19 protein-coding genes are annotated in these 23,715 nt (G+C 40.8%); 10 read left to right on the top strand and 9 right to left on the bottom strand.

Features of this window, described 5'->3' with window-relative positions; all coding sequences use genetic code 11:
• Nucleotides 1-7 precede the first annotated feature (7 nt).
• Entirely contained in the window at nucleotides 8-415 is a 408-nt protein-coding gene (locus tag R7Z41_RS22460; RefSeq protein ID WP_318136416.1) for a hypothetical protein, read from the bottom strand.
• A 729-nt stretch (nucleotides 416-1,144) separates the two neighbouring features.
• Here R7Z41_RS22460 and R7Z41_RS22455 point away from each other — a divergent pair.
• On the top strand, nucleotides 1,145-1,435 hold the full coding sequence (locus R7Z41_RS22455; RefSeq protein ID WP_065871663.1) for a helix-turn-helix transcriptional regulator: 291 nt from the start codon (nucleotides 1,145-1,147) through the stop codon (nucleotides 1,433-1,435).
• Between the two features lie 283 nt (nucleotides 1,436-1,718).
• Nucleotides 1,719-2,366: a hypothetical protein gene (locus R7Z41_RS22450; protein WP_065871664.1), complete on the top strand. Its 648-nt coding sequence runs from the start codon at nucleotides 1,719-1,721 to the stop codon at nucleotides 2,364-2,366.
• 242 nt (nucleotides 2,367-2,608) lie between these two features.
• Here the strand turns inward: R7Z41_RS22450 and R7Z41_RS22445 are convergent, their stop codons facing one another.
• Nucleotides 2,609-3,916 (bottom strand): UvrD-helicase domain-containing protein, encoded by a 1,308-nt coding sequence (locus tag R7Z41_RS22445; protein WP_225477611.1) that lies wholly within the window; start codon nucleotides 3,914-3,916, stop codon nucleotides 2,609-2,611.
• A 51-nt stretch (nucleotides 3,917-3,967) separates the two neighbouring features.
• Nucleotides 3,968-5,482: a UvrD-helicase domain-containing protein gene (locus R7Z41_RS22440; protein ID WP_225477608.1), complete on the bottom strand. Its 1,515-nt coding sequence runs from the start codon at nucleotides 5,480-5,482 to the stop codon at nucleotides 3,968-3,970.
• Nucleotides 5,483-6,361: 879 nt separating this feature from the next.
• Here R7Z41_RS22440 and R7Z41_RS22435 point away from each other — a divergent pair.
• Nucleotides 6,362-6,616 carry a helix-turn-helix domain-containing protein gene (locus R7Z41_RS22435; protein ID WP_065871666.1) on the top strand — a complete coding sequence of 85 codons (255 nt, stop codon included), beginning with the start codon at nucleotides 6,362-6,364 and terminating at the stop codon, nucleotides 6,614-6,616.
• A 271-nt stretch (nucleotides 6,617-6,887) separates the two neighbouring features.
• Nucleotides 6,888-7,163: a hypothetical protein gene (locus tag R7Z41_RS22430; protein WP_140054543.1), complete on the top strand. Its 276-nt coding sequence runs from the start codon at nucleotides 6,888-6,890 to the stop codon at nucleotides 7,161-7,163.
• A gap of 615 nt (nucleotides 7,164-7,778) precedes the next feature.
• Here the strand turns inward: R7Z41_RS22430 and R7Z41_RS22425 are convergent.
• Together R7Z41_RS22425 and R7Z41_RS22420 are read right to left on the bottom strand one after the other, a co-directional pair.
• Nucleotides 7,779-8,810, bottom strand: a complete 1,032-nt coding sequence (locus R7Z41_RS22425; protein WP_225477607.1) for an IS110 family transposase — start codon at nucleotides 8,808-8,810, stop codon at nucleotides 7,779-7,781.
• Nucleotides 8,811-8,964: 154 nt separating this feature from the next.
• Nucleotides 8,965-11,277: an AAA family ATPase gene (locus tag R7Z41_RS22420; protein WP_065871667.1), complete on the bottom strand. Its 2,313-nt coding sequence runs from the start codon at nucleotides 11,275-11,277 to the stop codon at nucleotides 8,965-8,967.
• A 607-nt stretch (nucleotides 11,278-11,884) separates the two neighbouring features.
• Between R7Z41_RS22420 and R7Z41_RS22415 the strand changes: the two genes are divergently transcribed.
• Entirely contained in the window at nucleotides 11,885-13,843 is a 1,959-nt protein-coding gene (locus R7Z41_RS22415; protein ID WP_065871668.1) for a UvrD-helicase domain-containing protein, read from the top strand.
• Between the two features lie 2 nt (nucleotides 13,844-13,845).
• On the opposite strand, the gene R7Z41_RS22410 is transcribed toward R7Z41_RS22415, so the two are convergent.
• On the bottom strand, nucleotides 13,846-14,880 hold the full coding sequence (locus R7Z41_RS22410) for a hypothetical protein (RefSeq protein ID WP_065871669.1): 1,035 nt from the start codon (nucleotides 14,878-14,880) through the stop codon (nucleotides 13,846-13,848).
• Between the two features lie 356 nt (nucleotides 14,881-15,236).
• On the opposite strand from R7Z41_RS22410, the gene R7Z41_RS22405 reads away from it, so the two are divergent.
• Nucleotides 15,237-16,157 carry an IS5 family transposase gene (locus R7Z41_RS22405; RefSeq protein WP_065871670.1) on the top strand — a complete coding sequence of 307 codons (921 nt, stop codon included), beginning with the start codon at nucleotides 15,237-15,239 and terminating at the stop codon, nucleotides 16,155-16,157.
• Between the two features lie 357 nt (nucleotides 16,158-16,514).
• On the opposite strand, the gene R7Z41_RS22400 is transcribed toward R7Z41_RS22405, so the two are convergent.
• The 3 genes from R7Z41_RS22400 to R7Z41_RS22390 all read right to left on the bottom strand — a co-directional run bounded on the left by R7Z41_RS22400 (nucleotide 16,515) and on the right by R7Z41_RS22390 (nucleotide 19,627).
• On the bottom strand, nucleotides 16,515-17,288 hold the full coding sequence (locus R7Z41_RS22400; RefSeq protein ID WP_065871671.1) for a hypothetical protein: 774 nt from the start codon (nucleotides 17,286-17,288) through the stop codon (nucleotides 16,515-16,517).
• 14 nt (nucleotides 17,289-17,302) lie between these two features.
• Entirely contained in the window at nucleotides 17,303-18,145 is an 843-nt protein-coding gene (locus tag R7Z41_RS22395; protein WP_065871672.1) for a hypothetical protein, read from the bottom strand.
• 135 nt (nucleotides 18,146-18,280) lie between these two features.
• Nucleotides 18,281-19,627, bottom strand: coding sequence for a tyrosine-type recombinase/integrase (locus R7Z41_RS22390; RefSeq protein ID WP_225477604.1), 1,347 nt, complete (start codon nucleotides 19,625-19,627; stop codon nucleotides 18,281-18,283).
• 321 nt (nucleotides 19,628-19,948) lie between these two features.
• Here R7Z41_RS22390 and R7Z41_RS22385 point away from each other — a divergent pair, with 321 nt between their 5' ends.
• The 4 genes from R7Z41_RS22385 (at nucleotide 19,949) to R7Z41_RS22370 (ending at nucleotide 23,528) form a co-directional block, all read left to right on the top strand.
• Nucleotides 19,949-20,458, top strand: a complete 510-nt coding sequence (locus R7Z41_RS22385) for a ClbS/DfsB family four-helix bundle protein (protein WP_225478277.1) — start codon at nucleotides 19,949-19,951, stop codon at nucleotides 20,456-20,458.
• A gap of 190 nt (nucleotides 20,459-20,648) precedes the next feature.
• A complete protein-coding gene (locus R7Z41_RS22380; RefSeq protein ID WP_225478275.1) occupies nucleotides 20,649-21,188 on the top strand; it encodes a lysozyme inhibitor LprI family protein in 540 nt (179 codons plus the stop codon).
• A gap of 1,217 nt (nucleotides 21,189-22,405) precedes the next feature.
• Entirely contained in the window at nucleotides 22,406-22,942 is a 537-nt protein-coding gene (locus R7Z41_RS22375) for a GNAT family N-acetyltransferase (protein WP_225478274.1), read from the top strand.
• A gap of 151 nt (nucleotides 22,943-23,093) precedes the next feature.
• Nucleotides 23,094-23,528, top strand: coding sequence for a GNAT family N-acetyltransferase (locus R7Z41_RS22370; RefSeq protein ID WP_318136417.1), 435 nt, complete (start codon nucleotides 23,094-23,096; stop codon nucleotides 23,526-23,528).
• The last annotated feature ends 187 nt before the right edge of the window (nucleotides 23,529-23,715 follow it).

The following is a 23,715-nucleotide window of genomic DNA, read 5'->3' as shown; positions in this document are numbered from 1 at the left end:
CTGAAACTCAGTATATTGTATAAAAGTCGCTCAACTTTAGGAGGTTTGGTTTCTCGTCTGAATTACGCAACAAAGCCGCTCTGCAATACAGCTCTTTGTCAGTTTTTCGTTGTTTCTTGAAATTGGCTTTAACGGTACGAATGAGGGCTTTTACCTTCAAAAGTTCATCTTGATTGGAAGACGTTTGAGGATGTTGGTGGATGAATAGGGTATGAGCAAATGTCGTGATAAATGCTTGCTGCTCCTTGATACTGACACCTGATTCAATTGGGGAAGGTAAAACCCCTGGTAGTAGGGTCGTTAATTCATCAACGGAATAGTCATGATATTCCATCCATGATGTTAGATGTTGCTTTTGTTTTCTGGAGGTGCTGCGAATAACAGCCGCTGCGACTGTATTTATATTAATGTCCATTTTTAAATTCTCTATTTATTATTTTAATTATTTAGAGTGTATTGTTTTTAGCGATAACGCCGAAGGCTGTTATCGCAACCCTACTAAGTAGGGCAAGTTTTCGTGCGTTTATTTGGAACAAATAAGAACGAGCGATATCAGCTTGTTACTATTTTTGTTCTATCTGTTTTTATTATAACAATATAATTTATAATATTAAATGTGCTTATTCAAATAAGTAGAATATATTTTGTGTGATGGCTGGTGTAATATGGAGTTTAACTGGGGAATATGATTGGGAATCTGTCGCATGCGACAGGGAAAGTGCGCGTTACGGCATCGAAAGTGACCTTTGCGACAAGGAATTTGCGCCGCACTCTCACTACGTCTCAGCCGCTTTCATCCGCTTTTACGCCATCTCACTGAAAGTCAGTAGGTAGTTGTCGAGACAGATGTTATATGATTTAAGTTAAGAAGTAATAAAAAAGGAAGTGTATTCTTGATGGCTGAGTTAAATGAAAATAAAGGATGTACTTGTCATTTATTTATTTTAATTACTTCGCTTGGTTATATTGTGTGATGTTAAATATATGGTGTGTGTATATTTTTTGCGTTTTTAAATATATAGGTTTTGTATATTTCACTTCATGAAATTAATGCGAAAAAGTGATTGCTTTTTACTTCTAAATACGAATATTATATTTGCAACGACTCCTGTAGTCATAAAAAAAGAATAAACGGAGGCGTCCAATGACGCTTATACACCCAATTAACCAATTAAAAATAGAAAAAAAAGTCGATGTATTAAAACGCGTTGGCTTATCCCAAGCCACGCTTCACAGACGTATAAACGATGGCACATTTCCGCCCGCAGTGCAACTGGGTCCCAAGGCAGTGGGATTCATGTCGCATGAAGTCGATGCGTTTCTTATTGCATGCGCTTTGGGAGAAGATAAAAAGCGAGTTGTATCTGAGCTTCTTGCGCAGCGACAAGCGCTTAAACAAGCGAATCCGTTATTGCAGTACATGAACTTTCAATAATCTATCTTTTAGTTCTGTGCATACGTTGCACAGAGCTTGCTCAACTTCAGTGGTAATTGCAAGATTCTCAACGACTTTTGTGCTCAAGCTGAGGAGGATAAAAAACTCTTGACATTAAAGTACAGGCTAAGTTAGTTTGATAAGGCTTCCAAACCGCTCTGCTCTTTGAAAGCTCTGAATAATAATATAACAGCAAAAATAATAACGATAAAAACAAGATAAGTGGCTGAAAGCCATCAATAAAAGTTATTACGTTGTCACTCATTATTACTTCGGAGAAAACATGAAAGAGTTTAACGTCTTAAAGAAAAATCGAAAGTATTTTGCTGCATCGCTTAACGGCTACAAGTGCAGAATCTTAATCGATGAACTGTCCCAGAACCTCTCAATCGGTACGCAACTGCTGAATGTCGAAGACATCTCCGTTCGTTCAAAGTATGGAACCGACTTAATATTCAAACTTAAATCCTCGATTGAGGAGCAAAATGAGTCTGGTTTTATTACTTTAAACAGCACTTACAATACCTATCTCGTTGAGAAATGCCATGCTCTGGGTGGACAGTGGGATAAGTCCAGTGAGTGTTGGGTGTTTAGCGGCCTTATCGAAGAAAAGGTTGATGAACTGGCTTATATTTTCAATTCCTCTCTCGTACCCGTCGAAGTGACGATTCATGATGACTATGATGTGTACGAAGAAAAGGGGACACTGTGTTGCCTTGGTTACCCAGTCGCACGCGCATTTGACCGTGATTCAGGAGCAAGAGTTGAAGAAGGGGTGGGTGTCGTAGCGGGCGGCTTCACAAGCGGTGGTAGTAAGAAAAATTGGGTGACTCAAGCCAAATCTGGGACAGTGTTTCGCTTTGAGGTGGCAGAGCAAGTGCTCATCCATTTTTCTGAGAAAGAGCCTCATTACCACTTTAAAGCTATCTGAAAATAAGTGATATAAAGTGGTTGCCACCACGTCTTGATGAAACTGAGGCCGTACTTAACAACGCTATTATTCATAATAGCGTTGTTTTTTTCCAAGTTCTTCATGGGATGCCGCAACTGCGTTTGTCTTGTATGACATATTCATGCCAAGTTATCAGAGTTTCATATGTGAGGTCTGATGGTTTTAAGTTGACCAAATTTTAGTAATGATTCCTTGTGTATATTAGTTCAGTTACGATTTGTCTATCCTTTTTTCTTGTATGTGCAGGTATTCGTAGTCCCTTTTCGGTAAGTAGAACATCCCCAGAAATTGCCATACTTACCTTCCCAAAGCTTCATCTCACCACCGCAGTTTTTACATATTGGACGTTCATCATTACAACTCTTATCTATACAGACTTGGAACCCGCTCTTAATACCTCGGCTCATCGGGCTGCCACATTTGCTGCATGGTGTTTCCTTGTTCTTACAGCGTGGATAGAGAGAACAAGATAGAAATTTACCATACTGACCTGACTTGGGGCGTAAAGTGCCTTCACCACATTGATGGCAAGAAATTTTATCGGATTCTTTTTGAATAAGAGAAACATCAAATTCGTTGGTTTCTACAGGGTACTTAGCTTTAATAAGCTCGGTAACAAAATCACTAGCATCCATCATATCAACAAGCAAATAAGCTCTGTGTTTTGCACGAGTGAGAGCAACATAGAACAAGCGGCGTTCTTCAGCATGTTCGAATCTATCTCCCTGTGGCAATAATGCATCCACTAACGGTGGAGTTTGTTTCTCTGAGGGAAATCCATGCTTACCAGTGGTAAGCCCCAGTACAATTACATACTCAGCTTCTTTCCCCTTGGAGGCGTGGAAAGATTGATTCTCTATGTTCAAAGTCGGGAACTGATGCTTCAAAGTCCTTAGCTGGTGTAAATCAGGGAGTTGGTGCCAGTAGCGGGCAAGCAAGTATACCTTGTTCTTGCTCGGTTTCTGAGATGCGAGCAATTGATTAGATATCGAAATGAGCGCCTTTTCTAATGCCGAGATTCCTTGTTCATCTTTTCCATGACGAACGATACTCACCGCAGGTTTATCTACTTTAACAAGTGAAACTATGTCTTTCTTTAACTGAACGGGGTTTTGTGTGACAAATCGAGTTGCGACATCACCAATTGAGCTATTGAATCGGAAGGTCATATCTAAGGTGGTTTCAGATGTAGAGCCAAAGTAGTTGGAAAACGCTGTGGTAAGACGCACATCGGCACCGCTAAAGCGATATATCGCTTGCCAGTCATCACCAACGCAAAACAGTGATGAGCGTTGCACACTATCCCTAAGAGCCTTAACAAGCCTGGCTCTCGGTTCTGAAATATCTTGAAATTCATCGACTAACAGATATTTCCAAGGAGACTGGAATTGACCTGTTTGTACATACTTTAACGCTTTTCCAATCATATCGTTAAAGTCGATAACTTGATGGTCTCGCAGGTACTTCTCATAGCTGTGATACAGCGGCATTAATAACTCAAGCGCTTTTGCTGTTTGCTTCGAATCAATCGATTCTTTGATGATTTTGTTTACGCCAGCGTCATCAAGGCATGCTGCTTTTTACATATCAACTAGCGCACCGAGTAACTTAGCTAGCTCAGTTACCCGACCCATCTGCTCCAAGCTGTCTAACAAAGCACTCTCGGAAACTGGTTGAGTTTCCACACCATGCTTATCTAACTCCTTTTCTAGTGCTGTGAGTAGGGTGCCTTTCTTGTGTTGGTGGTAAAAAAACTCGATGTAACCTGTCCCATATTTCTTATGGGTTTCACGCTTCCATTTGATACCTGCATGATAACTCTCTCTGTCTATGTACGGTGCGGTGTTACCGTTTTCATCAATGCCGTAGTATTCGATATAAATATCATAGTCTGGGAGATAGAAATCTGGCTCATACTGGCGATATTCCGCTGTTGCAACGTCGAAGCGATATTTAGCCTCATACTCGTAGTTGATACCTTTACGAAACAACCAGTTGGCAATAACTAGCTCGCCATAGCTTTTAACTTGCTCGCCTCTCATAGAACGAATGTCGTTATCATTGAGATATTTGAGATATGAGCCGCGGGACTCAAAATCCCAAGGATTTTTATCTACGTAGTAGTAGGAGCTAAAGTAATCGAGTAATGCCTTTTTGTAACTGCTGTCAGACATCAAGGCCTCGACTTCATCGTGCATCCATTTGGCTTTCATCTTGGCGCTGTCTTCGAGCTTAGACAGACTCGGTGCCTTACCTTCAACGGATGAGATAATCCTTACGCCAATACTATGAAAGGTACTAGCTTTCACGTCCTCAAAACCTAACTTGTCTTTGATTCTCTCATCCATCTCTTGGGCTGCGATGCGGCCATAAGCTAATAACAAGATATCGCTAGGATTAGCTTGTCGACTTTTGATGAGGTAACCTGTTCTTCCTACCATGACACTGGTTTTGCCTGTACCTGCACCAGCTAATAGGAGGTTGTTGTCATTATCGGTAACGCAAGCGATTCTCTGTTTATCAGTTAGCGGGTTGGATTCCACACAATCAAAGAACGACTTGTATTGAGCGAGCTGCTTTTGCACATACCGACTTCGTATTTTTTGGACATCCGAAGCGCTCCAACTACTGATATTAGTAAGTTGCGATGCTGTGATTTGAGCTAGTTCTGAGAGACCTTGTACTTTGTCCCAACCTTTCCAACGCTTTAATTCATTACTGGCAGTTGTTCTAATTATCTCAACAGAAGAGTCTCTCAGAAATCTTGATGTGCATTGAAGGTATGCATCACTGAGAAAATCTTGCAGGCGCTTCGCACTTTGATTTGCCCAAGATGGGAAAAGTCGTTTTGAATACCTAAACGGTGTAAGATAGCCCAGCATACGATAACGGTAAGTTTGTTCTTGTGAAACTATGACTAAGCACCCGCCATCAATAGCGAGTGACAGGTGTGGTGGGTAATCAAGCTCCGCCCAGTTAAAGTGAGCATCTTCTCCTCCTTGAGCAACATGAATCCCATTATCGTCCACTGTTACCTCGATCTCTTTGTTAAAGAGACGGGCAATTGGATTCGTAGTAAGTGTCCATAAAGTCATTGCACGTAAGCCAGTATATTTACTATTTGTCTCGAAAATTTTTTGTAGTTTACCGTAATGCTTGGAGAGTTGTACTTGAGCTTTGTTAAGCTCTGGTCAGGCACTCAGTTTATGTACAGAAAATTAGCGGACATCTAACTGATGATATTGCTCTAGGGACGTTTCTCAATTTTAAAAGTGTTATAAATAGCTAGCGCACACGTGTCCCAAAGTGTGTTTGAAAATACTAAATATTTTTGTCTTCCGACATTTACGTCCATCTCCTGAGTCTATTGTGTGTCCTGCCTGAATAGAGACCCAACACATTAGCCTGTCGAGCGTTTTGACATACTTCATTTTGTTGCTGGTGGAAGGTATGAACAAGAAACACTACGTGGGTCATATCATCCCCACACCAAGAGATTTACCAAGCCTAACTTTAACGTAGGGTCGATAGACATGGTTAAAGCTCTTATCAATGCCAGTTTTGAGAATCAAAGTAGCATCGTCACTAATGCCCACAGAGCAAGCTTTGTTTCAAGACTGATGTCAAAGCACTACAAAACGATTGGTAGCGCAAACACGACCATAGTAGACAGAATGGTGACTTTTATACTGATACATTGCCTCACTCAATTGACTCATTGCATCATTTAAGTGGGCTGGTCATGAGAAAAATGATTATTTATCAGTATCTTAAGTGTGTGGGGGGGTAAATTCCATCTCTTTGAAAGCCTATATCAAGCTCTTGTGTTTTCTAATGTTCTTACCTAGTCAACTAAACCTCTTAATCCTAGCTATGACTGATTACCCCTGTACGCGGGTAAAATTAACTTTAACCCCTTAAGGGGTTAAAGTGCTAATATCCTCTGTAGGGGTTAATTTACATTGGAGGCAGATATGCTCATAACAAGTCCGAAGCAACTGGGAATATACTTGCGTGATGTTCGCAGGAATCAAAGGCGCAACCAAACCAAAGTCGGCGATATTGTTGGTCTAAAACAGACCACGGTATCAAAACTTGAACGTGCTCCTGCCTCGTCGAGTATCGAAAGTCTGATGCGTCTGCTGTCATCACTAGATCTTGAGCTACATATTCAAGACAAAGCTGTAAGCTGTGAACAGGCAAAGCTTCGTGACCCTGATGATTGGTAAAATCCTATAAAACAAAGCCAACTGTATAACTAAGTTGTTCTCTCACAATCATCATCGAGTTAGCAAATCGATGGTTACGCGACCAGTTTATTTTTGCCCAAAAATGTGTCGGCATCGCTGGTTACTCAGATTTGAACACGTGATTTCGCAAATACTTGAACTAGTGATGGGCAAATGACAAAATCAGCGCCTGAGCGGCGCGTTCTTAGTCCACGCTAATAAGCCAATGAATTTGTTTATAATTCATAAAAGTGTGATATATTTAACGTAGTTGACTAGAGCATATTGGTCTGAAAGCGCTACCGATGGTCACATCTGTGCCACTTACGAAATCACTGACTACGTAAAAGCAGAAGCTTGTCTGACAGCAAGCTACCCATTGACTAGCAAGACCCAAAGAGAAGGCACTTCAACATCAACTACAACCAAGAAGGTATCGAGCATGAAGAAATCATCTAAATCTCTGAAAAAACTTGGTGCAGTTGCTGGCTTATCTTCAGCGTTACTAGGGGGTTCTGAACTACAGGTTCAGACCAATGCGTTTTAGTCTTCATCTACCGAGATAAAAATCCCGTTTGCATTCCATAATTCAATGATTTTCCTAGTTTTCTGAGTGTTCCAGAAGCACTTGCCAAATAAGATGAATCTCGCACCTTCTAGATCACGTCTTTCAGTTATCTTAAAAGTGTTTGAAGAGCTTATCTTTATGTCTTTTGATCGGAATTCCCACATCATCACAGTCGGTAGGGTTTAACCATTCAAGGTCACTAGCTCATTTCTGTCCATCAGCGTGCTGGCGAGACCTAGTTAGCAAAGGTTTGCCCCTTTTCGTGCTGGCAACTAGGAAGGGATCCTTCTCGGTTGCTTTCCAGCTCTAAGAAACACTTAGTAATTGCGTCTTCGGTAGCTGTAACGAGCCTATGCCCCAAACCTTATATGGAATCCACGTATTTACAAAGTGATTTAGCAATTAAAGTTAAGATGCGGTCGTATATTCGGCTTCTTGTTGAAGGGGCTACCTTCTAGCCTTTGATGTTTTGCGCACCTACTGTCCTCATCGTGCTATCAGCTTTAAAAGCATGAAGGAATGGTCAGGTTTTCAGTAGGTTGGTCTTACCTTTTATGCTTCATCATTTCGTAAAATCTAAGAATCTATTAGTAATTAATTTGTGAGTAAAACAGGTTTGTATTCAGTCTCATACCGAAGCATTGCCCACGCCGTTCGTACCACCTTGTTAGCTAATGCGATGCAGGCCTTTTTGAAGCCAATACGTTCAATGATGCTCCTCAGCCAAGCATCCTTCTGGGTCTTTGGTTTTTCGGGTAGTCGCCCAACGTAGGACATTGCACCAAGATAGAGAAGGGAGCGTAACTCTTTCACGCCCCCGCACTTGTCGATCCCAATCATAAAGACCTTGCCACCTGAACTGTGTTGTTTTGGGGTAAGACCAACAAACGCTGAAGCTTGTCTACCATTCTTGAATTGCTTTCCATCACCAAGAGTTGTGTAGAGCATTGCAGCGGTTGTTTCTCCAACACCTTCAATTTCCATTAATCGTTGGCATGGCTCTATCTGACGCGTTAGAGCATTTTTCTCTTTTTCGAATGCGATGAGTTGTGCTTTCAGTTCTTTATATTGATTCCATAACATTGACAGAACGGAAACAACATTGCCTGGTATTGATGTTTCTCCATCAAGAGCTGTTTGAACCGACGCTTTTAAACCTTTTTCACCTCTTGGGTTAGCAATGCCATAACCTAACATCGTTCCTCGAATATGCTGTCCTAAAGAAACTACACTGCGAGATAAGAAACGGCGACTACTCTCTAAAGAATGCATTGACTGTTGCTCTAATGATTTTGGTCGGCTGTATTTGATACCTATTTGAATTGCTGCGTTAGCAATAGCAAGAGCATCATTGTGATCAGTTTTATGGCCTTCCAAGTAACCTTTCACTTTTTTGGGATTAATGATGCGTACTTGATGCCCATGTTTTTCAGCAAGTTGCCCCCAGTAATGGCAACCGCAGCAGCCTTCCATAGCAACAATTGAAGGCTTTGTCTTAGCAAGAAACTCTTTCATTTTCTGTCGGCTCAAGGGCTTATTGGAAAGCAATTCACCATGAACACTGATATGACAGGCTTGAAGAACATTTTTGGCTAAGTCGATAGCGATAACATTATTCGTCAACATATTGGAATCCTTGTCTTGGTCTCATTCTCCTAAGTCTAATTGGCAAAGGAGGGAGTGGATTCCATACATCATGTTACGGCCGCTGTACTGTACTACGTGAAAACCTAATACAGAAAAGCTCTACCTATAAGGCAGAGCTTCTTGAGGTGTCTTTTTAAATACCAGTAACGAATTGTAGCGTTTCTTGAGCGTATGATTGAACTGTTTGTAGATCTAAGCTTTGAATCTTAGTATCAAAACCATCTGCATGATGAAACGCCTTAGAAAATTCATTAATTTTAGTGATTTGGCTTATCTGATTGTGTGTGTCGAAGAAGTGACTACTAGGATCTGTCTCATCTCGAATTTTCGTAATCATATTACCTAACCAAACGCCTTCGTTAAACTCTCGAGGGTATAAGAAGCGTAGGTGTGCTTCTAAAATAGGGCGAATAGAACGAGCTACTTCAACTTTTGATTCATCTTTGGCGTCAGCAACAAAATCATAGAGCTTATTATATTCTTTGTGGTAGGAGTGAAGAACGTGAGCGTCATAGTCGCTTCTTTCTACCATTTGACTAGATATGTATTGAGAACTGTCAGCCTTAAGAGGATCTGATTTTTTATATGACACATCAATCTCAAAGCACTTGGTATGTTGGGATAATATCGAGTATTTCTTAATCTCAGATAAAAAGAATGGATCGTGACTAAATACGATGGTTTGATAGCCGTTGTTAATCAGCTTTTCGATCTCAACGATGGTTGCGTCTTTGCGGTAGTTATCTAAGGATGACATAGGGTCATCTAAAACAATGATGGAGTTGTCACTATTAGCCTTGGCAAACTTAGATAAGAAGAATGCTAGAGCGAGAGCAGATCTATCACCTAGACTCAGAACGTGCTCAAAAATGTGTTTGTTATCGTCCACATTTTCAACTGAAAGTTCTTTGTCGATAAAGGTTATTACATACTTAAGACGAGTTGAACCACCTTTACCTTTATTGTCCTTATCAAGCTCTTTGATTCGTATCATTGAGTGAAAGTTTTTCAATAGCTGGTTAATAGAATCTTTATGCTCTTTAATGCTATCTTCCTGATCTTTATCAATTTCATTTTTTAACTCCTTGATTTTATTAGCCTTGTCTCTTTTATCATCAGACAGAGACTTGTGATAAACCAAATCGTCAGCTACTTCTGCTTCGAAACGCTTCTTGGTTTCTTCAATGTCGTCGATCTTGGCTTGGAGAGCTTGAGTTGAACCAGTTGCTAGTTGATTCAAAAACTTAGTAACTTGCTCGTTAAATTCTTGCACTTCACGGTTGTATGCCGAGAAGTCAAACCCATTGAAAATACTGTCAAATAGTTGATTGAACTTAGTGAAATTAGTTTCTAACAATAAGTCTTTTTTCTTCTCTTTGATCAGGTTGACACACTCAAATACGATTGATGTTGATAAAGAATCAAGGTCTTTAAAATCATATTGAGGATTGAAGCCTTGGATGCGATCTGACCAAGTTTTGATAATCTCACTATTGGATTTCACTAAAGCTTCTAAGTCTTCAATTTTACAACCAATGTCTCTTACATCTAATTCGAACTGGTCACTATCAAGCTCGAACTTATCACTAGCTTTGGTGTATGAATCATTAATGAAATCCTGATACAGCCTAAAGATACTGGAGTTTGCAAGAGGTTGAGCGCAAAAAGGGCAATTATCTAATTCGTTTACCAGTTGAGTGCCAGTTTCAAGCCACATGACATCCCGCTCTTTAAGATTCTTAGCTATGTGCAGCTCAACTTTTTCTTGTGCTTCTTTTGACAGACTCTCGATGCTGAGTGTGAAGACGCTTGTATCTAAATCTGGCTTAGTCAGAGCCAAGGGAGAAAGCTTTTTACGGCTTTTGTAGTGTTCTACACTCTTCAAATCTTGGATTTGAGCTTCAAGACTTGCAATCTCAGCATCAGCGTTAGGAGTAGCTTTTATACCACGGATTTTAGCAACTGTTTTTCCTGGAAATTTCGTAGTGAGTCGTGTATCAATTGGGCTTAGCTGAACGTTGATAGCGTCAATTTCTGCTTTAAGTGTATCAATCTCTTGTTCCTTTAATACTGATACTTTACCTAATGAAAACTCATAATAGTTAGTGAGTTGACTACGATCTTTAGCATTAGGAATATAAAGGTTAGTATCAATGAACTCTTGATTGAAAACTTGGAAACTAAACGGTGTTTGAAGCGAATTTAGCGTTACGTTTTTACCGCCAACTCGAAGATTGAGAGCTGGTACACCATCAGACTCTAGCGGCTTTAACGCTTCTATCGCTGCTTTGTCGCTTTCATTTATAAAATTGAAGATCTTACTTAGCGTAGACTTACCAGAGCCATTTCGGCCGTAGATCAGGTTTAGCTTATCAAACCCTTGAGTTAATGCTCGTTTGTGTTGCCATTGCTTGATGTTTTCAATTTTTATTATTCTTTCTAGCATTTCTAATTTTTTCAGTTAGTTGCGCTTATTTGTGCAAGGTTAATATGGGATTAAAGGCATACTAACATGGTTATGTTGTCCAGAACTGTGTCTAGCTCAAAGAGCAGAGAATTATCAGATAATTGCCTTTTATCTGTCGGAACTTTCCATACCTGAGTTAATTTAAATTTTACTAATCTAGTAAAAGCGCTAACGCATTTCTGTCCAGAGACGTGCCAGAACTATCACTGCTGGCACACTTATGCCCCTTTATCATTTTCGGGCAACAAACTAGTTTTTGAATAGGGTCGGTGTTTACCCAAAAATTTCTAATGTAACGTTTGTGCTTTTTATAGCGTGAAAGTGAGTTTTTATTCATTAAACTTCAATGTAGAGAGGTTTCGGTCGTGACTTGCTTGGGGACAGAAGCGCCTTAGAGCATCCAATCTAGAACATTTATGGTTTAAAAATTTTCAGCCTATCATTGAAGACACTGTGATTGAGGACACGTTTTTATCACTATCAATTGACCTATTCTTTTAATAGCTGAATTTGTTTTACCGACTCCAATTACTCTATCGTCATTGTAGATGCTTTATTCAGGCTACCATTATTATAAGAAAGTGTTATGGCTAAATTTTACCCTACTATAGAAAATATCTTGCGACTAAAAGTGAAACCTACTGAGGGTGAACAACATCTCCTCAATTACTTTGAAGAAAACTTAGACGATAACTTTGAGGTGTTTTTTAATCCCTTTTTGGATGGTGACAGACCTGATTTTATAATCATTAGAGAGGGTGTCGCGATATTTGTAATCGAAGTTAAAGACTACAATTTGGATAACTATCAAGTTGATAGCTATAACAAGTGGTCAGTGAAATACGCTAATGGGCAATCTAGTATATCGTCTCCTCAGTCACAAGCGTTTACTTATAAAAAGAATTTGTACCAGCTACATTTGCCCGTCTTAGGCATAGGGCAACTAGGCAACCGAAACTTTTTTAACCTTGTCCAACCAATTGTCTATTTGCATAAGGCAGATAAAGATAAAGTGGACGCGCTATATCAACCTGCCGAGAATGACTTAAGACTGAAAACAAGTGAACTTCTCAATGCTAAACGTAAATGCAGTATCGATGTAGACACTTATAATAGACGTGCAGAAGGATTATCTCGGACTAAAAAACGCATAGTTCGTGATAAGGCGATGATATTTTCTGGCGAACAAACTCATAAATTAGTAAGTAAAATCAAAAACTACAAATCTCAAGTACTATTCGATGATAGAGTATATGATGACCTGAAGCGTCGTCTAATGCCTTGTGAACATGTATTAAAGCAAGGTAAAGCTGTTTCCTTAGACGATAAGCAAGCTAAGTTGGCTGTAAGTTGCGTAGGGAAGGAAAAGATTAAAGGTGTTGCTGGTTGTGGAAAGACTACAATAATCGCCCAAAGAGCTGTCAATGCGCACGAGCGACATAAGGAAAGAGTGCTAATTGTAACGTTTAACATCACTCTTAAAAATCTAATAAAAGACAGGATTAGTGATATATTAGGTTACCGTGATGAGCAAAATTTTGCGGTTACCAATTACCACCAATTCTATAACAGTCAAATTAACGCTAGTGGACAGGATATCTCTGATTTAATAGCACGCTTTAGCCTAGATGGTTTGTATAAAAAAGACTGTTTTCAGAATTACCAGTTAACTCGATACCAAACAATTCTCGTCGATGAAGTTCAGGATTTTGAGAGTGAATGGGTCAAGATATTAAGAGACAATTTTCTTTCTTCTGAAGGTGAGATGGTGTTATTTGGCGATGAATCACAAAACATTTACGAGCGCGATGACAAGCGTGCGGCTGTGATTGCACAGGGATTTGGAAGTTGGAAGAAGTTAAAACGTTCGTACCGAACCAGTTTGGAATCCCCCCTCAACCAAGTATTCAAAGACTACCAGTCAAAGTATCTAATTGAAAAGTATTCAGATTCAGAATTGATAGAAACAGTCCCTATACAACAAGGATTTACATTTGAGATATTAGAGTTTCATCAATGTAGTGGTGACTGGGAAAAGAAATCTTTTGAACTTATTCAAAAAACTATCAGGGTTAATAACTTTAATCCGAATGACGTGGTCATATTGTCGTCAAACATTTACCTCGTCAGAAAGTTGGTCCAAAAGTTTAATGAAATAGAGAAGACTCACTGTATGTTTGAAACCTATCAAGAATTACATCAAATGATAAAGGCTTATGATAGTAAAGTTTCATTGGAACAACTCAAGTCAATGTCTGAAGATGAGTTACATCAATATGTATATAAGAACAAAGAATTACGTTCTGATATGGAACGAGCAAGACGCATTAAGAAGAACCATTTTTACGCCAATAGCGGTCTGATAAAGCTATCAACGGTTCACAGTTTTAAGGGGTTAGAATCTAAGACGGTTTTTTATCTAATGGACCAAAAGGATACCCCAGAAATTGTATATACATCAATAACACGCTCGGTGGAAAACCTCATTGTCTTAGACGTAAGCAACGAAAGTCCATATTCGGAATTTTTTAGCAGTAGTATGTAAGCTTATTTAATACCTAGCTTATCTAGAAGCTCGCTTGCCAGTTTGTTCAAGTTATTATAGTGTTTCTGTTGCTCTGAGTTCATTGTACAGCCAAAGATGTCTTTCCAGAATGAACGGTGAAACTTATATAATCTTAGTTCGCCCTTTATTTTAGGAACATACTCGGCAATCAAAGCTGCTATTTGGGCCTGTTGTTTTCTAGCTTCTATTAACTGAGTCGAGGCTTGTACTGTTAGTTTCATGACCTTATCTGACTCTTCAGTCAGTTCATTTCTCTTTTCTTTGACAGTATCTACTTTTTTATAAGCGCTTTTCGTCGAGAAAAATACTATTGGGGCAGCAACAATACCTCCTAGAACCCAAAATCCACCAGCCATTCCAGCTCCACCCGTAGCAAGCGACCCTCCACCAAACCAAGCTAACGTAGCATTGGTAGCAGCAACACCTGACAAGGAAGATATTGCTGTGCCAGTAGACGCGGAACCAATCAGCGAAACTAGTCCCCATGCGCCAAGAGCCGCAGAGCCGCCCACTAGGCCACCGAAACCCGTATTTAAAGATGTATTAAAGCCAGTATTAAACTTGTTAATCCGAGTCAAAGAGTCTCGCGTTGCTGGATCACTGTTTGTCCTTGAGTTAAGAATATTTCCAACTGGCTTGAGTGTTTTGTTTAGCTCAGTCAGTTGCTCCCCTATCGAAGATAGGCAATCATTAGTGTCTTTTTCAATTGACTCAATTATATTGCAAGCTGGCTTATAAATAGCTTCGTAAATGTCAGAATAGTGCTTGTTATGCAATTCCAGCATATAAGAGCCACCGAGAGACACAATACCACCTATTATTTTGCCTGTATTTCTAAGAATGCCGCGTTTAGTTTCGGTTGATACATAAAAATCCACTTCTTCGAAAACTTGCTCTAAAGACGAAAATGACTCTTTGACTATCTCTTTCAAAGACTTATCGTCACAGTTTACGACTTGTTTATAGGCGATTATTGAGTTTCCTGTTCTTTTATATGCTTCAATGAAAGATGTCATTTCTTTGGGACTCTTGATTCGAAAAATTAGCTCACGATTTCTGGATCAGAAACTTTGATTTATACCCATTTGAAGGTTGCAATAAAGAACTTATCACTAATTTATTAACCGCACTAACAAATATTTGTTCAGGCTTGTATTATATCATCGGGTTTAAGGCATGCTCGGGGACAAAAGCGCCTTAGATTAGTTAACCTTAATTCGTGTTGTAAGCATATCTTTGGCGCTATTTTAACAGATAAATTAATCTCGGCTTTGCCACTCTTCAACGATTGGCGGCTTTGTTGCGCAATTCGATGGAACTAAATCAGGAAGTTACGATCTGAGCGGCTAAATCAGCTAATCTTCGTAGCCTTATGCTGAAACCTCGTTACAAAACAACCAACTGGAAGCAGTACAATAAAGCCTTAATCAACCGTGGTTCTCTGACCTTTTGGATTGATGAGGAAGTGATAGCCGAGTGGAAGCAAAACAAACAAGGCAGGCGTGGTAGACCTCGTCGATTCAGCGACTTAGCCATTTCTACCTCACTGATGGTGAAACGCGTTTTATCTATGCCATTGAGAGCACTGCAAGGTTTTCTAGACTCCGTATTTAAGCTGGCTAACATCCCGCTTGTTTGCCCGCACTACACCTGTATAAGCCGCCGAGCTAAAGAAATTGAGGTTTCATTTAAAACCAAAACCAGAGGAGCAATACAACATCTGGCCATTGATGCCACTGGACTCAAGGTTTATGGCGAAGGTGAATGGAAGGTCAAGAAGCATGGTACTGATGGGAAACGCAGAGTCTGGCGTAAGCTGCATATCGCTGTAGATACAGGCACCCACGAAATAGTCGCAGCAGAGCTGAGCTTATCTAACGTAACCGATGCCGAAGTGCTCCTCAACTTACTCAAGCAGATACGTCGTAAAATCATTGAGATATCAGGTGATGGTGCTTATGACACAAGGAATTACCATGATGCTATACGGTTCAAGCGAGCGGTTCCGCTTATCCCGCCACCAGAAGGGGCGGCCTTCTGGGAGCAAGGACACCCTCGCAATTTAGCCGTAGGTTGTCAGAAACTCTACGGCTCCAACAAGAAGTGGAAAAAGCAGTACGGCTATCACAAGCGCTCGCTATCAGAGACAGCAATATATCGGGTGAAACAGTTGTTAGGTGGGAAATTAAGCCTGAGAAACTACAACGCTCAAGTTGGTGAGACTTACGCCATGATCAAAGCGCTGAACAAGCTTACAGGACTTGGTATGCCTGAAACTCAGTATATTGTCTAAAAGTTACTCAATTTTAGGCGGTTTGGTTTCTCGTCTGAATTACGCAACAAAGCCCTGATGCGGCTGAAGAGGCGATTAAGCTTGTTCTCGATCAGGCTGAAGTGCTAGCTGATGGGTGGTATGCAGCATGATTTTAATAGAGGCAAGGTGTGAAAACCTTGCCTTTTGCATATTTATATATCATTGATTTCCACTTTAGTGGGGTATTTGGCTCGGTCAGAATACATTAAGTAATGAATATAGGGTGATTTAGAGCATCGACCATAAATGATTTTTGTCCAAAAGAGAGTTAAACAGCTTTCTTGCAAGAAAGCTGTATCTCTAATTCGAATAAGATGTTTGAGACGTTCAAGGCACCTAAGTTGGTATTGTGGTGTTACGCGTGTTTCTCTCAATCAAGGTTTTAAAATCAAGAATCTTCTTCTGATTTCTGAGCTTAGTCATGGCTTGAGCGTCATCCACGACACAAATCCCTGCTGCCGTGTTTTGACAAAATTTCGAAGCGAGGCAACGTACCTCTATGACGGCAGCTTTATCTCGGCGATGCGCTTGTAAAGTCAGGAGCGATTTCGGTTCGTCATACTCAATGAATTCGTAATCTCTGAACAGTAAAGCAAAACTCACCGCTGCTGCTTCGGCGTCTGTAGCGGGAACAGTGGCATAATGGCTTCGGGTGATAGGAATAGAGTGAATTGAGTAATCATCATTGAGTAACACCGATAAGTTTGGATGCATGTCAGCAATATGGCCTTGAATGTAGTCTCTGCGTATATCTTGATAAAACTTCTGATATTGGAAGTACGAGAGCGTAATGCCGTGGCTAATATCCCAATTGTTATCTCGTAGTAAATCACTAAAACAATAATCATCAATCTTCAACAGTTGCTTGAAGTTGTCAAAACCACCCAACACACGTTTAATTTGCCTTGGACTCACTCCACGATCGAGCAGGTCAGTTTCATTGAGATATGGTTCAGTGCGTAATATCGTGGTGACTAGTTCAATGAGACCGATGTCTACCGCACTGATACCTTGCATCAGAAGCGGCGCAAAGTAGTCTGAATGGGAGTAAGCTAGGCCTTCATCGAGTGCAGAAATGACGCTGAGGCGTATAGGGTTAGTCATCATCATGGTTAAACTCCTAATTAAGAGAAAAGGGGACGTGTCAGTCTTGGGGTAGTGCAATAGCCTCGATAGGTCAGCCAGCGAAAGTAAAAGTGTACTGCATCAATACGCTGTTTTTGCTCTTTGTGGCATACGTTAGATTGGCGGAGTGACTCACGATATTGACGAATGTCTTGTGTCTGTATGTATAATCTTTCATTGCTACTGGAGTGGTTGTCGTCAACGAAGCGTAAAAAATGATGAAGGTAGTCTGCAATCTGATTGAGTCTGAATTGAGACATTCCTGAATGCTCACGCTCTGCCATCAATTCACTTAACCAGTTGAAGTATGGAAAACGAAGTTCCTCTTCTGAATAGCTCAAGTCTAGAGGGGGCAAGGTTGGGAAGTCGCCTTTTGTCGGTTTGTGTTTGTAAGCACGAACCACAGGAAAATGCTTAGCCACTAAGTGTATTTGCACTAATAATTGCTGACTCAATGACAGAGAGTCGGGAAGGGCATGGGGGTTGTTTTGGAAAAAGCACTTAGCTTGTAAGCGCACTGCTTTCGCTCTGCTTATTGCATGTTGCGGTTCATCTGTTTTCAGTGCCACAAAATAATGAGACTTAGTGCAGCCTGAGATTCTTAAGGATAATGGTGGTGTGATTTTGACTTGATAAATGCCATGCTGATTGGTGGAGATATGATGGGCGCTAAGCTGACGGTGTTGTTTTATTCCGATGTTTTCATTTTGATGGGGGAAGGCTAGGCGTCCTTTTCGGCGTAAACGGCGCAGCGCTTGCATTTCACTAAAGCGAGGATGTTCGCTGATGGGTTTTACCTCAAATTGGCTTAAGTGAGCTTGGTGTAAGTTCAAATTTGGCATAGGCGTGATTCCTTCTTGGCTGAATTTAGGACGCAGAAAGCTGCACCCTAAACTGGTTGAGGGTGTCATAAGTGACGGTGAGTTAAGTGGTGTCAAGCCATTCAGGCTCAGTGGTAATGCATACTGAAGCGCTGGTTATGCGCTCTGTTTATTCTCCGCTTGATATTGTCCTGCAATCGAATAGTAGTTGCCTGTCGATTCCACAATATAATCGCTCCAGAATTGAAGAATTTCGTATCGTTCATCGAGATACAACGCACTGTTGTATGAAGCTCGAGTGGTGTTCTTATCTAAATGAGCAAGACACATTTCAATTGCATCTTCACGGAACTGTTTGTGTTCATTGAGATACGTGCTAGCAATGCCCCTAAACCCATGACTGACGAGCCTTCCTTTTAAACTAGTGAGGTTGAGTGATGAATTCACGGCGTAAGGACTTATGTGCGGGAATTTGGTATTCGGCTTGTCAGATGGAAATACGTGGATGTGCTCTCCTGATATTGGTCGAATGAACTCTAATATCCCTAACGTGTAGTCATTCAGCGGCACCAAATGCTCACGTTTGCTTTTAGTGTAGAAAGCTGGGATTGTCCAAAGTTTATTCTTAATGTTGATATCACACCAGCGCATGGCAGCGAGTTCATCTGCGCGAGTCATCGTGTGCATTTGCATTTCGAACGCGCAACGGGTGACGGGTTTCATTTGGTTGTTTGACATGATAGCCATCACTTCACCAAGTTCGTTTGGCGGTACTTTGAGCATGTGAGTGACTTTTGATTTGGCAAAGTTGTCTTTAATGTCGGCTAAGCAATTAAATTTAATGATGTTTGAGTTTACCGCGAATTTCATCACTTGATTGGCAATACAGCATGCACGTTTTACATTTTCTAATTGTCCTTTAACCTGCATAGGTTCGATGACCGAAATGACTCCAGCGGCAGTGATATAGGTCATGGGGAGGTTGCCTAGTTTAGGGTATAGGTTACGTTTTAAGAAAAGACGCTTGCGATGTGACGAGCGTACTTTGTTGGTGATGCGGTCGATTTCATCTTGCCCGAATAACGTGCCGTTAATTCTAGCTCTCTCACGTTCTTCGACAATCAGCTTTTCTCGGTTAGTGGTCTCTTGAATTTCTTCTTTCAGAAGCATCTTTTCTGCGACCGCTTTAAAGGTCAATTGGCTTTCAACCACACGGTCTAACTTTTGCTTTTCACGAAACAGTTTTGGGTCAATGCCTTTTGCCATTTGTTTACGAAGCTCTTTCGCGACCTTGCGTACTTCGTCCAGCGTCATATTAGGGTATGAGCCAAGCCCCATTTTTTTACGCTTTTTAGTGCTAAGGTCTGTGTAGATAAATAACCAGTTTTTAGAGCCGTTTTTACGTATTCTTAGGTAGAGATTTCCACCATCTGATAGTGAATATTCTTTGTCACTTTTCGCTGCATTCTTGATTTGTGTATTTGTTAATTTATTGATAGCCATGCTGCTATCCTCCTGTTTATTTGTTTGTTCCCCTTCAACTTATCAATCGATTTTGGGGTACGCAAGGGGGTGCTAGAGCTGTGAGATGTAGTGAGAAAAGGTGACTGTGAAAGAGTATTATATTATTTTAAATCAAAAGGTTAGGTTTCTTTTTGAGAGGTGGTGAGTCATGGTGATTAGTGTCTGGGAATTCTTAAGAGGGATTCACAACGCTTGGCAATTTTGGTTTGAACCAGCTTTAGTGTTTACGGCACAATGGTTTAATTCGGATGGAATGCGTTGTTCACCCCTTAATGCGGCGTTATGTGAATGGAGGTCAAAATGTCTTCTGTGCCAAGAAATAAGGATGAATTGGAGTTGGCTATAAACTCAATATTTCCGAAACTCATGGCTGACTATCGTTCAATTCCGGAAAGCAAAGCTCGCAAACCTGGAGTAGAGGGAAACGTCAAAGGTACAGTCATTAGTGTCAGTGATACAGTGGCTTACTTGATCGGTTGGGGAAAACTCGTTCTTAAATGGAATCACTTAAGATCTCAAAACCAACATGTTGATTTCCCGGAAACTGGTTATAAATGGAACCAATTAGGCTCACTCGCTGAAAGCTTCCACGAAGAGTACTGTGAGTGGAAATATGATGATTTACTCATTGAGCTTGAGTCTACAGTTAACGAGATACTTTTACTCATTTCAAGCTTAAGTGACCATGATTTGTATGGTGTTGCGTGGTATGAACAATGGACTTTGGGGCGCATGATTCAGTTTAATACATCATCACCTATGAAAAATATGCGTACAAAAGTTCGGCGTTTCAATCGAGAATTCACATAACAAACTGTTTAAGAGTGATTCGCAACGCTTGGCTTTTTTGCTATGCGTTGCGTTTAGTGTTTAGGGTGGTCTGCGGTAGCATCGGTATTACGTTGCTCACACCTTAACAGGGCGTTAGGGCTCATAGGATGATTCGGTGTAAATGAATGAAATGATAGAAAAGTTGGGCTTCGTTTTACTAGGAGCTCTCATGACGGGCATTGGTTATTTTATAAAGCGAAAAATCGAATCAAAACCTGAATTAGAAATTTTGGATAAGCATCAAAAAGTTCTAGATATACATAAAAAAATGAGTGAGCAAGGTTTAGATATCTCAGGCTTAAACCAGTTTGCTTCTATGCTCACAGAAAAAAGTAGTGCGGTGCAGAGTCATGTTTTAGATTTAAACACTAAATCGGTTTCTCATATGCAGACGAGTAGCACTGAGCATATTACTCAAACTGAAATGAACCAAATGGCTTCGGATAGTTATAATCGTTCATTAGTTAAAATGAACGAGGTTTACGCTCAATTAATGAGTAAGCTAGATAGTGACCGTACCGAAGCATACGGGTCTGCACAGGTAAAGTGGAACGAGTATATCGAAGCCCATGCGAGATCAGTAGCTGATATGTACAAAGGAGGCTCTCTATACCCATTGATATATTACTCGGAACTCGAAACTTTAGTTTTTGAACGAACTGCTCGCTTGCAGAGTGAGCTAGACGAACTAGTATCGCTGGGTAACTGAGCCCTAACAAACTGTTTAAGAGTGATTCGCAACGCGTGGCATTTTTACTATGCGTTGGTTTTAGTGTTTAAGGTGGTATGCGGAAGCATCGGTATTGCGTTGCTCACACCTTAACAGGGCGTTAGCTTACTCTCTAAAAAATCAGAATCTTATAGCAAATGTTTAGCACCGAACTAAATCGAGATATCGTGCTCTGGCAATGTTTTATCTTGTACTCGTTTTGTTCTTAACTAAGCTGTATCGGTTACCGGTTACCGGTTATCGGTTTGATATCAAGGTGGTGCAAATTCAAGCATCGCCTCGTTAGGTGTAAGTGACAAAGTCCTCGCGTGAAATCCGCAACTCAAATGTCAGCTTTTGTGTGTGAAGTTCCGTGAGCCTCCACGCTTGGCGGTTTTGGTTTAGTTCAAGGTAATTCAAAGCTCAAACCTGTAAATTCGGCTCAGTGGTATGTCTCAAGTTCATACTTCATGGCGTAGTAGGGGCAGTTTTTTGGTATACAATGGCTTTCATGAAATAAGCTAACAAGGCGTTCAAGAGGGACAGTCAACGCGTGGTGAATTTGTCTCAAATATGGCCTCGGTGTTTACGGTGGTAAATTGAAGTTTGGTGGTAGTGCGTTGCTGCCCCTTAACGCGGCGTTAGTACGGGGGTGGCATCAACGGTAAAAATTTCGGTGTTTATCAGTTCCGGTTTCCAGCTTTTCACTGGATCAAATGTGCCTTTCACGTTCTTTCCGGTGGCACTATGTGCGGAGTGTTCGCGTCGATTTCACCGTTTACGGTTTCTCACTTTTTGGCTATTTCGTTGGCGCGGTTTCTTTTGTGTTGTTGGCTTTTTAGCCTTCAATTCTGTACTTTGGTGTGGTTGTCAAAGTTCGGTGACCGAATCCTTTGCTAATTTGAAACTGGTCAAAATAGGGGAGTTTGCGTGTTTTTCTTCTAGCCAACTTACGTTTTGAGGTTGAGTTCTAGTTTAGCAGTTGTCCCTTTAGCTTCAGCGTTTTAAGCCAACAGTTTCGTACTATATTTCAATGTCTTGGTGCAAACCAAAAGGTTTAGGAACAGCGTACTAACAAACAATTTAAGAGTGATTCGGCACGCGTGGCATTTTTACTATGCGTTAGTTTTAGTGATTAAGGTGGTATGCGGTAGCATCGCATTGCGTGCCTCACACCTTAATTGGGCGTTATGCCTCACAAGGAAAAGGAACTTTCGATGTTTAAACTCGAGACTAAGCGTCTGATTATTAGGGATATGACTCTGAACGATGAAGATGCTTTTGTTGCTATGTCTCAGGATGCTAAATATCAGCGTTTCTATGACGAAAGCGATTGTGACCCTAATAAATACCGAGAGTTAACAAGCTTGTTTATCGCTCAGGCTTCTGAGAAGCCAAGAAGATCATACCAATTAGCTGTCGAGTGTAAGGTGTCAGGTGAGTTCGTTGGGACTGTTTGTTTACGGCTAGAGGACAATCAGCAGGCTTCGATGGGGTGTGCATTTTCGAGAGCCTCTCAAGGTAATAAGTTAAGTCATGAAGCCGCCTTGGCTCTGGCAGATTTTGGGTTCTCGGAGTTGGGAGTTCACCGCATTTATGCGGAGACAATCAGTAAAAACCTGCCAGCTATTAAGCTCTGTAAGTCTCTGGGTATGCGCCAAGAAGCACATTTTATGGAGCATCGTTTTTTCAAAGGACAGTGGTGGGATACAGTTGTTTTGGCAGTCCTTCGAGCCGAGTGGGGCAAGGCATAACAATCTGTTTAAGAGTGATTCGCAACGCTTGGCATTTTTGCTATGCGTTGCGTTTAGTGTTTAAGGTGGTATGCGGGAGCATCGGTATTGCGTTGCTCACACCTTAACAGGGCGTTATAAGCTATCCGTAATTGTAGGTTTGGAGAGTTAGGTGTACGAAACCCGTAAAGCTGAAAATAGTAACTATGAGTTCCTATTCGAACTTAAGAAATCAGCAGAATTTGAACCAATCAAAGCTGTATTTGGTTGGGACGAAAGTGTTCAAAGAGAAATTCATCACAATGAGTGGGTCGAAGAAAAGCCAACCATCATCGAAGTCGATGGAGTCGCCGTAGGCAGTTACTTGGTGCAGTACCATTCTGAGAATCTGTACTTTGGTCGCTTTTTCCTATTACCAGAACATCAGGGTAAAGGAATTGGTAGCCAAGTATTAAAAGCTGTCATTGAGCTTGCTGAACAAAAGTCGTTACCGATAAAGCTTTGCTACTTACAAGGAAACCGAGTAGGGCAACTTTACAAAAGGTTTGGCTTTGAGGTTACAGGGCAGGACGAACAGTTCGTGCATATGCTCAAACCACGCTTATAACAAACTGTTTAAGAGTGATTCGCAACGCGTGGCATTTTAACTATGCGTTGCGTTTAGTGTTTAAGGTGGTATGCGGCGGCTTCGGTATTGCGTTACTCACACCTTAACAGGGCGTTAGCACTGGGTTGGGATCAAAGGTCAAACGTCTTGATGTTTATTGGTTTCTTTTCCCAAATTTACACCTGAC

It is taken from the genome of Vibrio sp. 1457 (genome assembly GCF_033340195.1).
In the GTDB taxonomy this organism is placed as follows: domain Bacteria; phylum Pseudomonadota; class Gammaproteobacteria; order Enterobacterales; family Vibrionaceae; genus Vibrio; species Vibrio alginolyticus.
This window is presented reverse-complemented; position numbering and strand designations above follow the sequence as displayed.

What these genes read in the sequence shown, in the direction of transcription:
- R7Z41_RS22380 (WP_225478275.1), top strand. Translation starts at nt 20,649, where the DNA reads ATGACGGGCATTGGTTATTTTATAAAGCGAAAAATCGAATCAAAACCT.
- R7Z41_RS22405 (WP_065871670.1), top strand. Translation starts at nt 15,237, where the DNA reads ATGCTGAAACCTCGTTACAAAACAACCAACTGGAAGCAGTACAATAAA.
- R7Z41_RS22420 (WP_065871667.1), bottom strand. Translation starts at nt 11,277, where the DNA reads ATGCTAGAAAGAATAATAAAAATTGAAAACATCAAGCAATGGCAACAC.
- R7Z41_RS22425 (WP_225477607.1), bottom strand. Translation starts at nt 8,810, where the DNA reads ATGTTGACGAATAATGTTATCGCTATCGACTTAGCCAAAAATGTTCTT.
- R7Z41_RS22455 (WP_065871663.1), top strand. Translation starts at nt 1,145, where the DNA reads ATGACGCTTATACACCCAATTAACCAATTAAAAATAGAAAAAAAAGTC.
- R7Z41_RS22385 (WP_225478277.1), top strand. Translation starts at nt 19,949, where the DNA reads ATGTCTTCTGTGCCAAGAAATAAGGATGAATTGGAGTTGGCTATAAAC.
- R7Z41_RS22375 (WP_225478274.1), top strand. Translation starts at nt 22,406, where the DNA reads ATGTTTAAACTCGAGACTAAGCGTCTGATTATTAGGGATATGACTCTG.
- R7Z41_RS22395 (WP_065871672.1), bottom strand. Translation starts at nt 18,145, where the DNA reads ATGCCAAATTTGAACTTACACCAAGCTCACTTAAGCCAATTTGAGGTA.
- R7Z41_RS22440 (WP_225477608.1), bottom strand. Translation starts at nt 5,482, where the DNA reads ATGACTTTATGGACACTTACTACGAATCCAATTGCCCGTCTCTTTAAC.
- R7Z41_RS22450 (WP_065871664.1), top strand. Translation starts at nt 1,719, where the DNA reads ATGAAAGAGTTTAACGTCTTAAAGAAAAATCGAAAGTATTTTGCTGCA.
- R7Z41_RS22415 (WP_065871668.1), top strand. Translation starts at nt 11,885, where the DNA reads ATGGCTAAATTTTACCCTACTATAGAAAATATCTTGCGACTAAAAGTG.
- R7Z41_RS22435 (WP_065871666.1), top strand. Translation starts at nt 6,362, where the DNA reads ATGCTCATAACAAGTCCGAAGCAACTGGGAATATACTTGCGTGATGTT.
- R7Z41_RS22390 (WP_225477604.1), bottom strand. Translation starts at nt 19,627, where the DNA reads ATGGCTATCAATAAATTAACAAATACACAAATCAAGAATGCAGCGAAA.
- R7Z41_RS22410 (WP_065871669.1), bottom strand. Translation starts at nt 14,880, where the DNA reads ATGACATCTTTCATTGAAGCATATAAAAGAACAGGAAACTCAATAATC.
- R7Z41_RS22400 (WP_065871671.1), bottom strand. Translation starts at nt 17,288, where the DNA reads ATGATGATGACTAACCCTATACGCCTCAGCGTCATTTCTGCACTCGAT.
- R7Z41_RS22460 (WP_318136416.1), bottom strand. Translation starts at nt 415, where the DNA reads ATGGACATTAATATAAATACAGTCGCAGCGGCTGTTATTCGCAGCACC.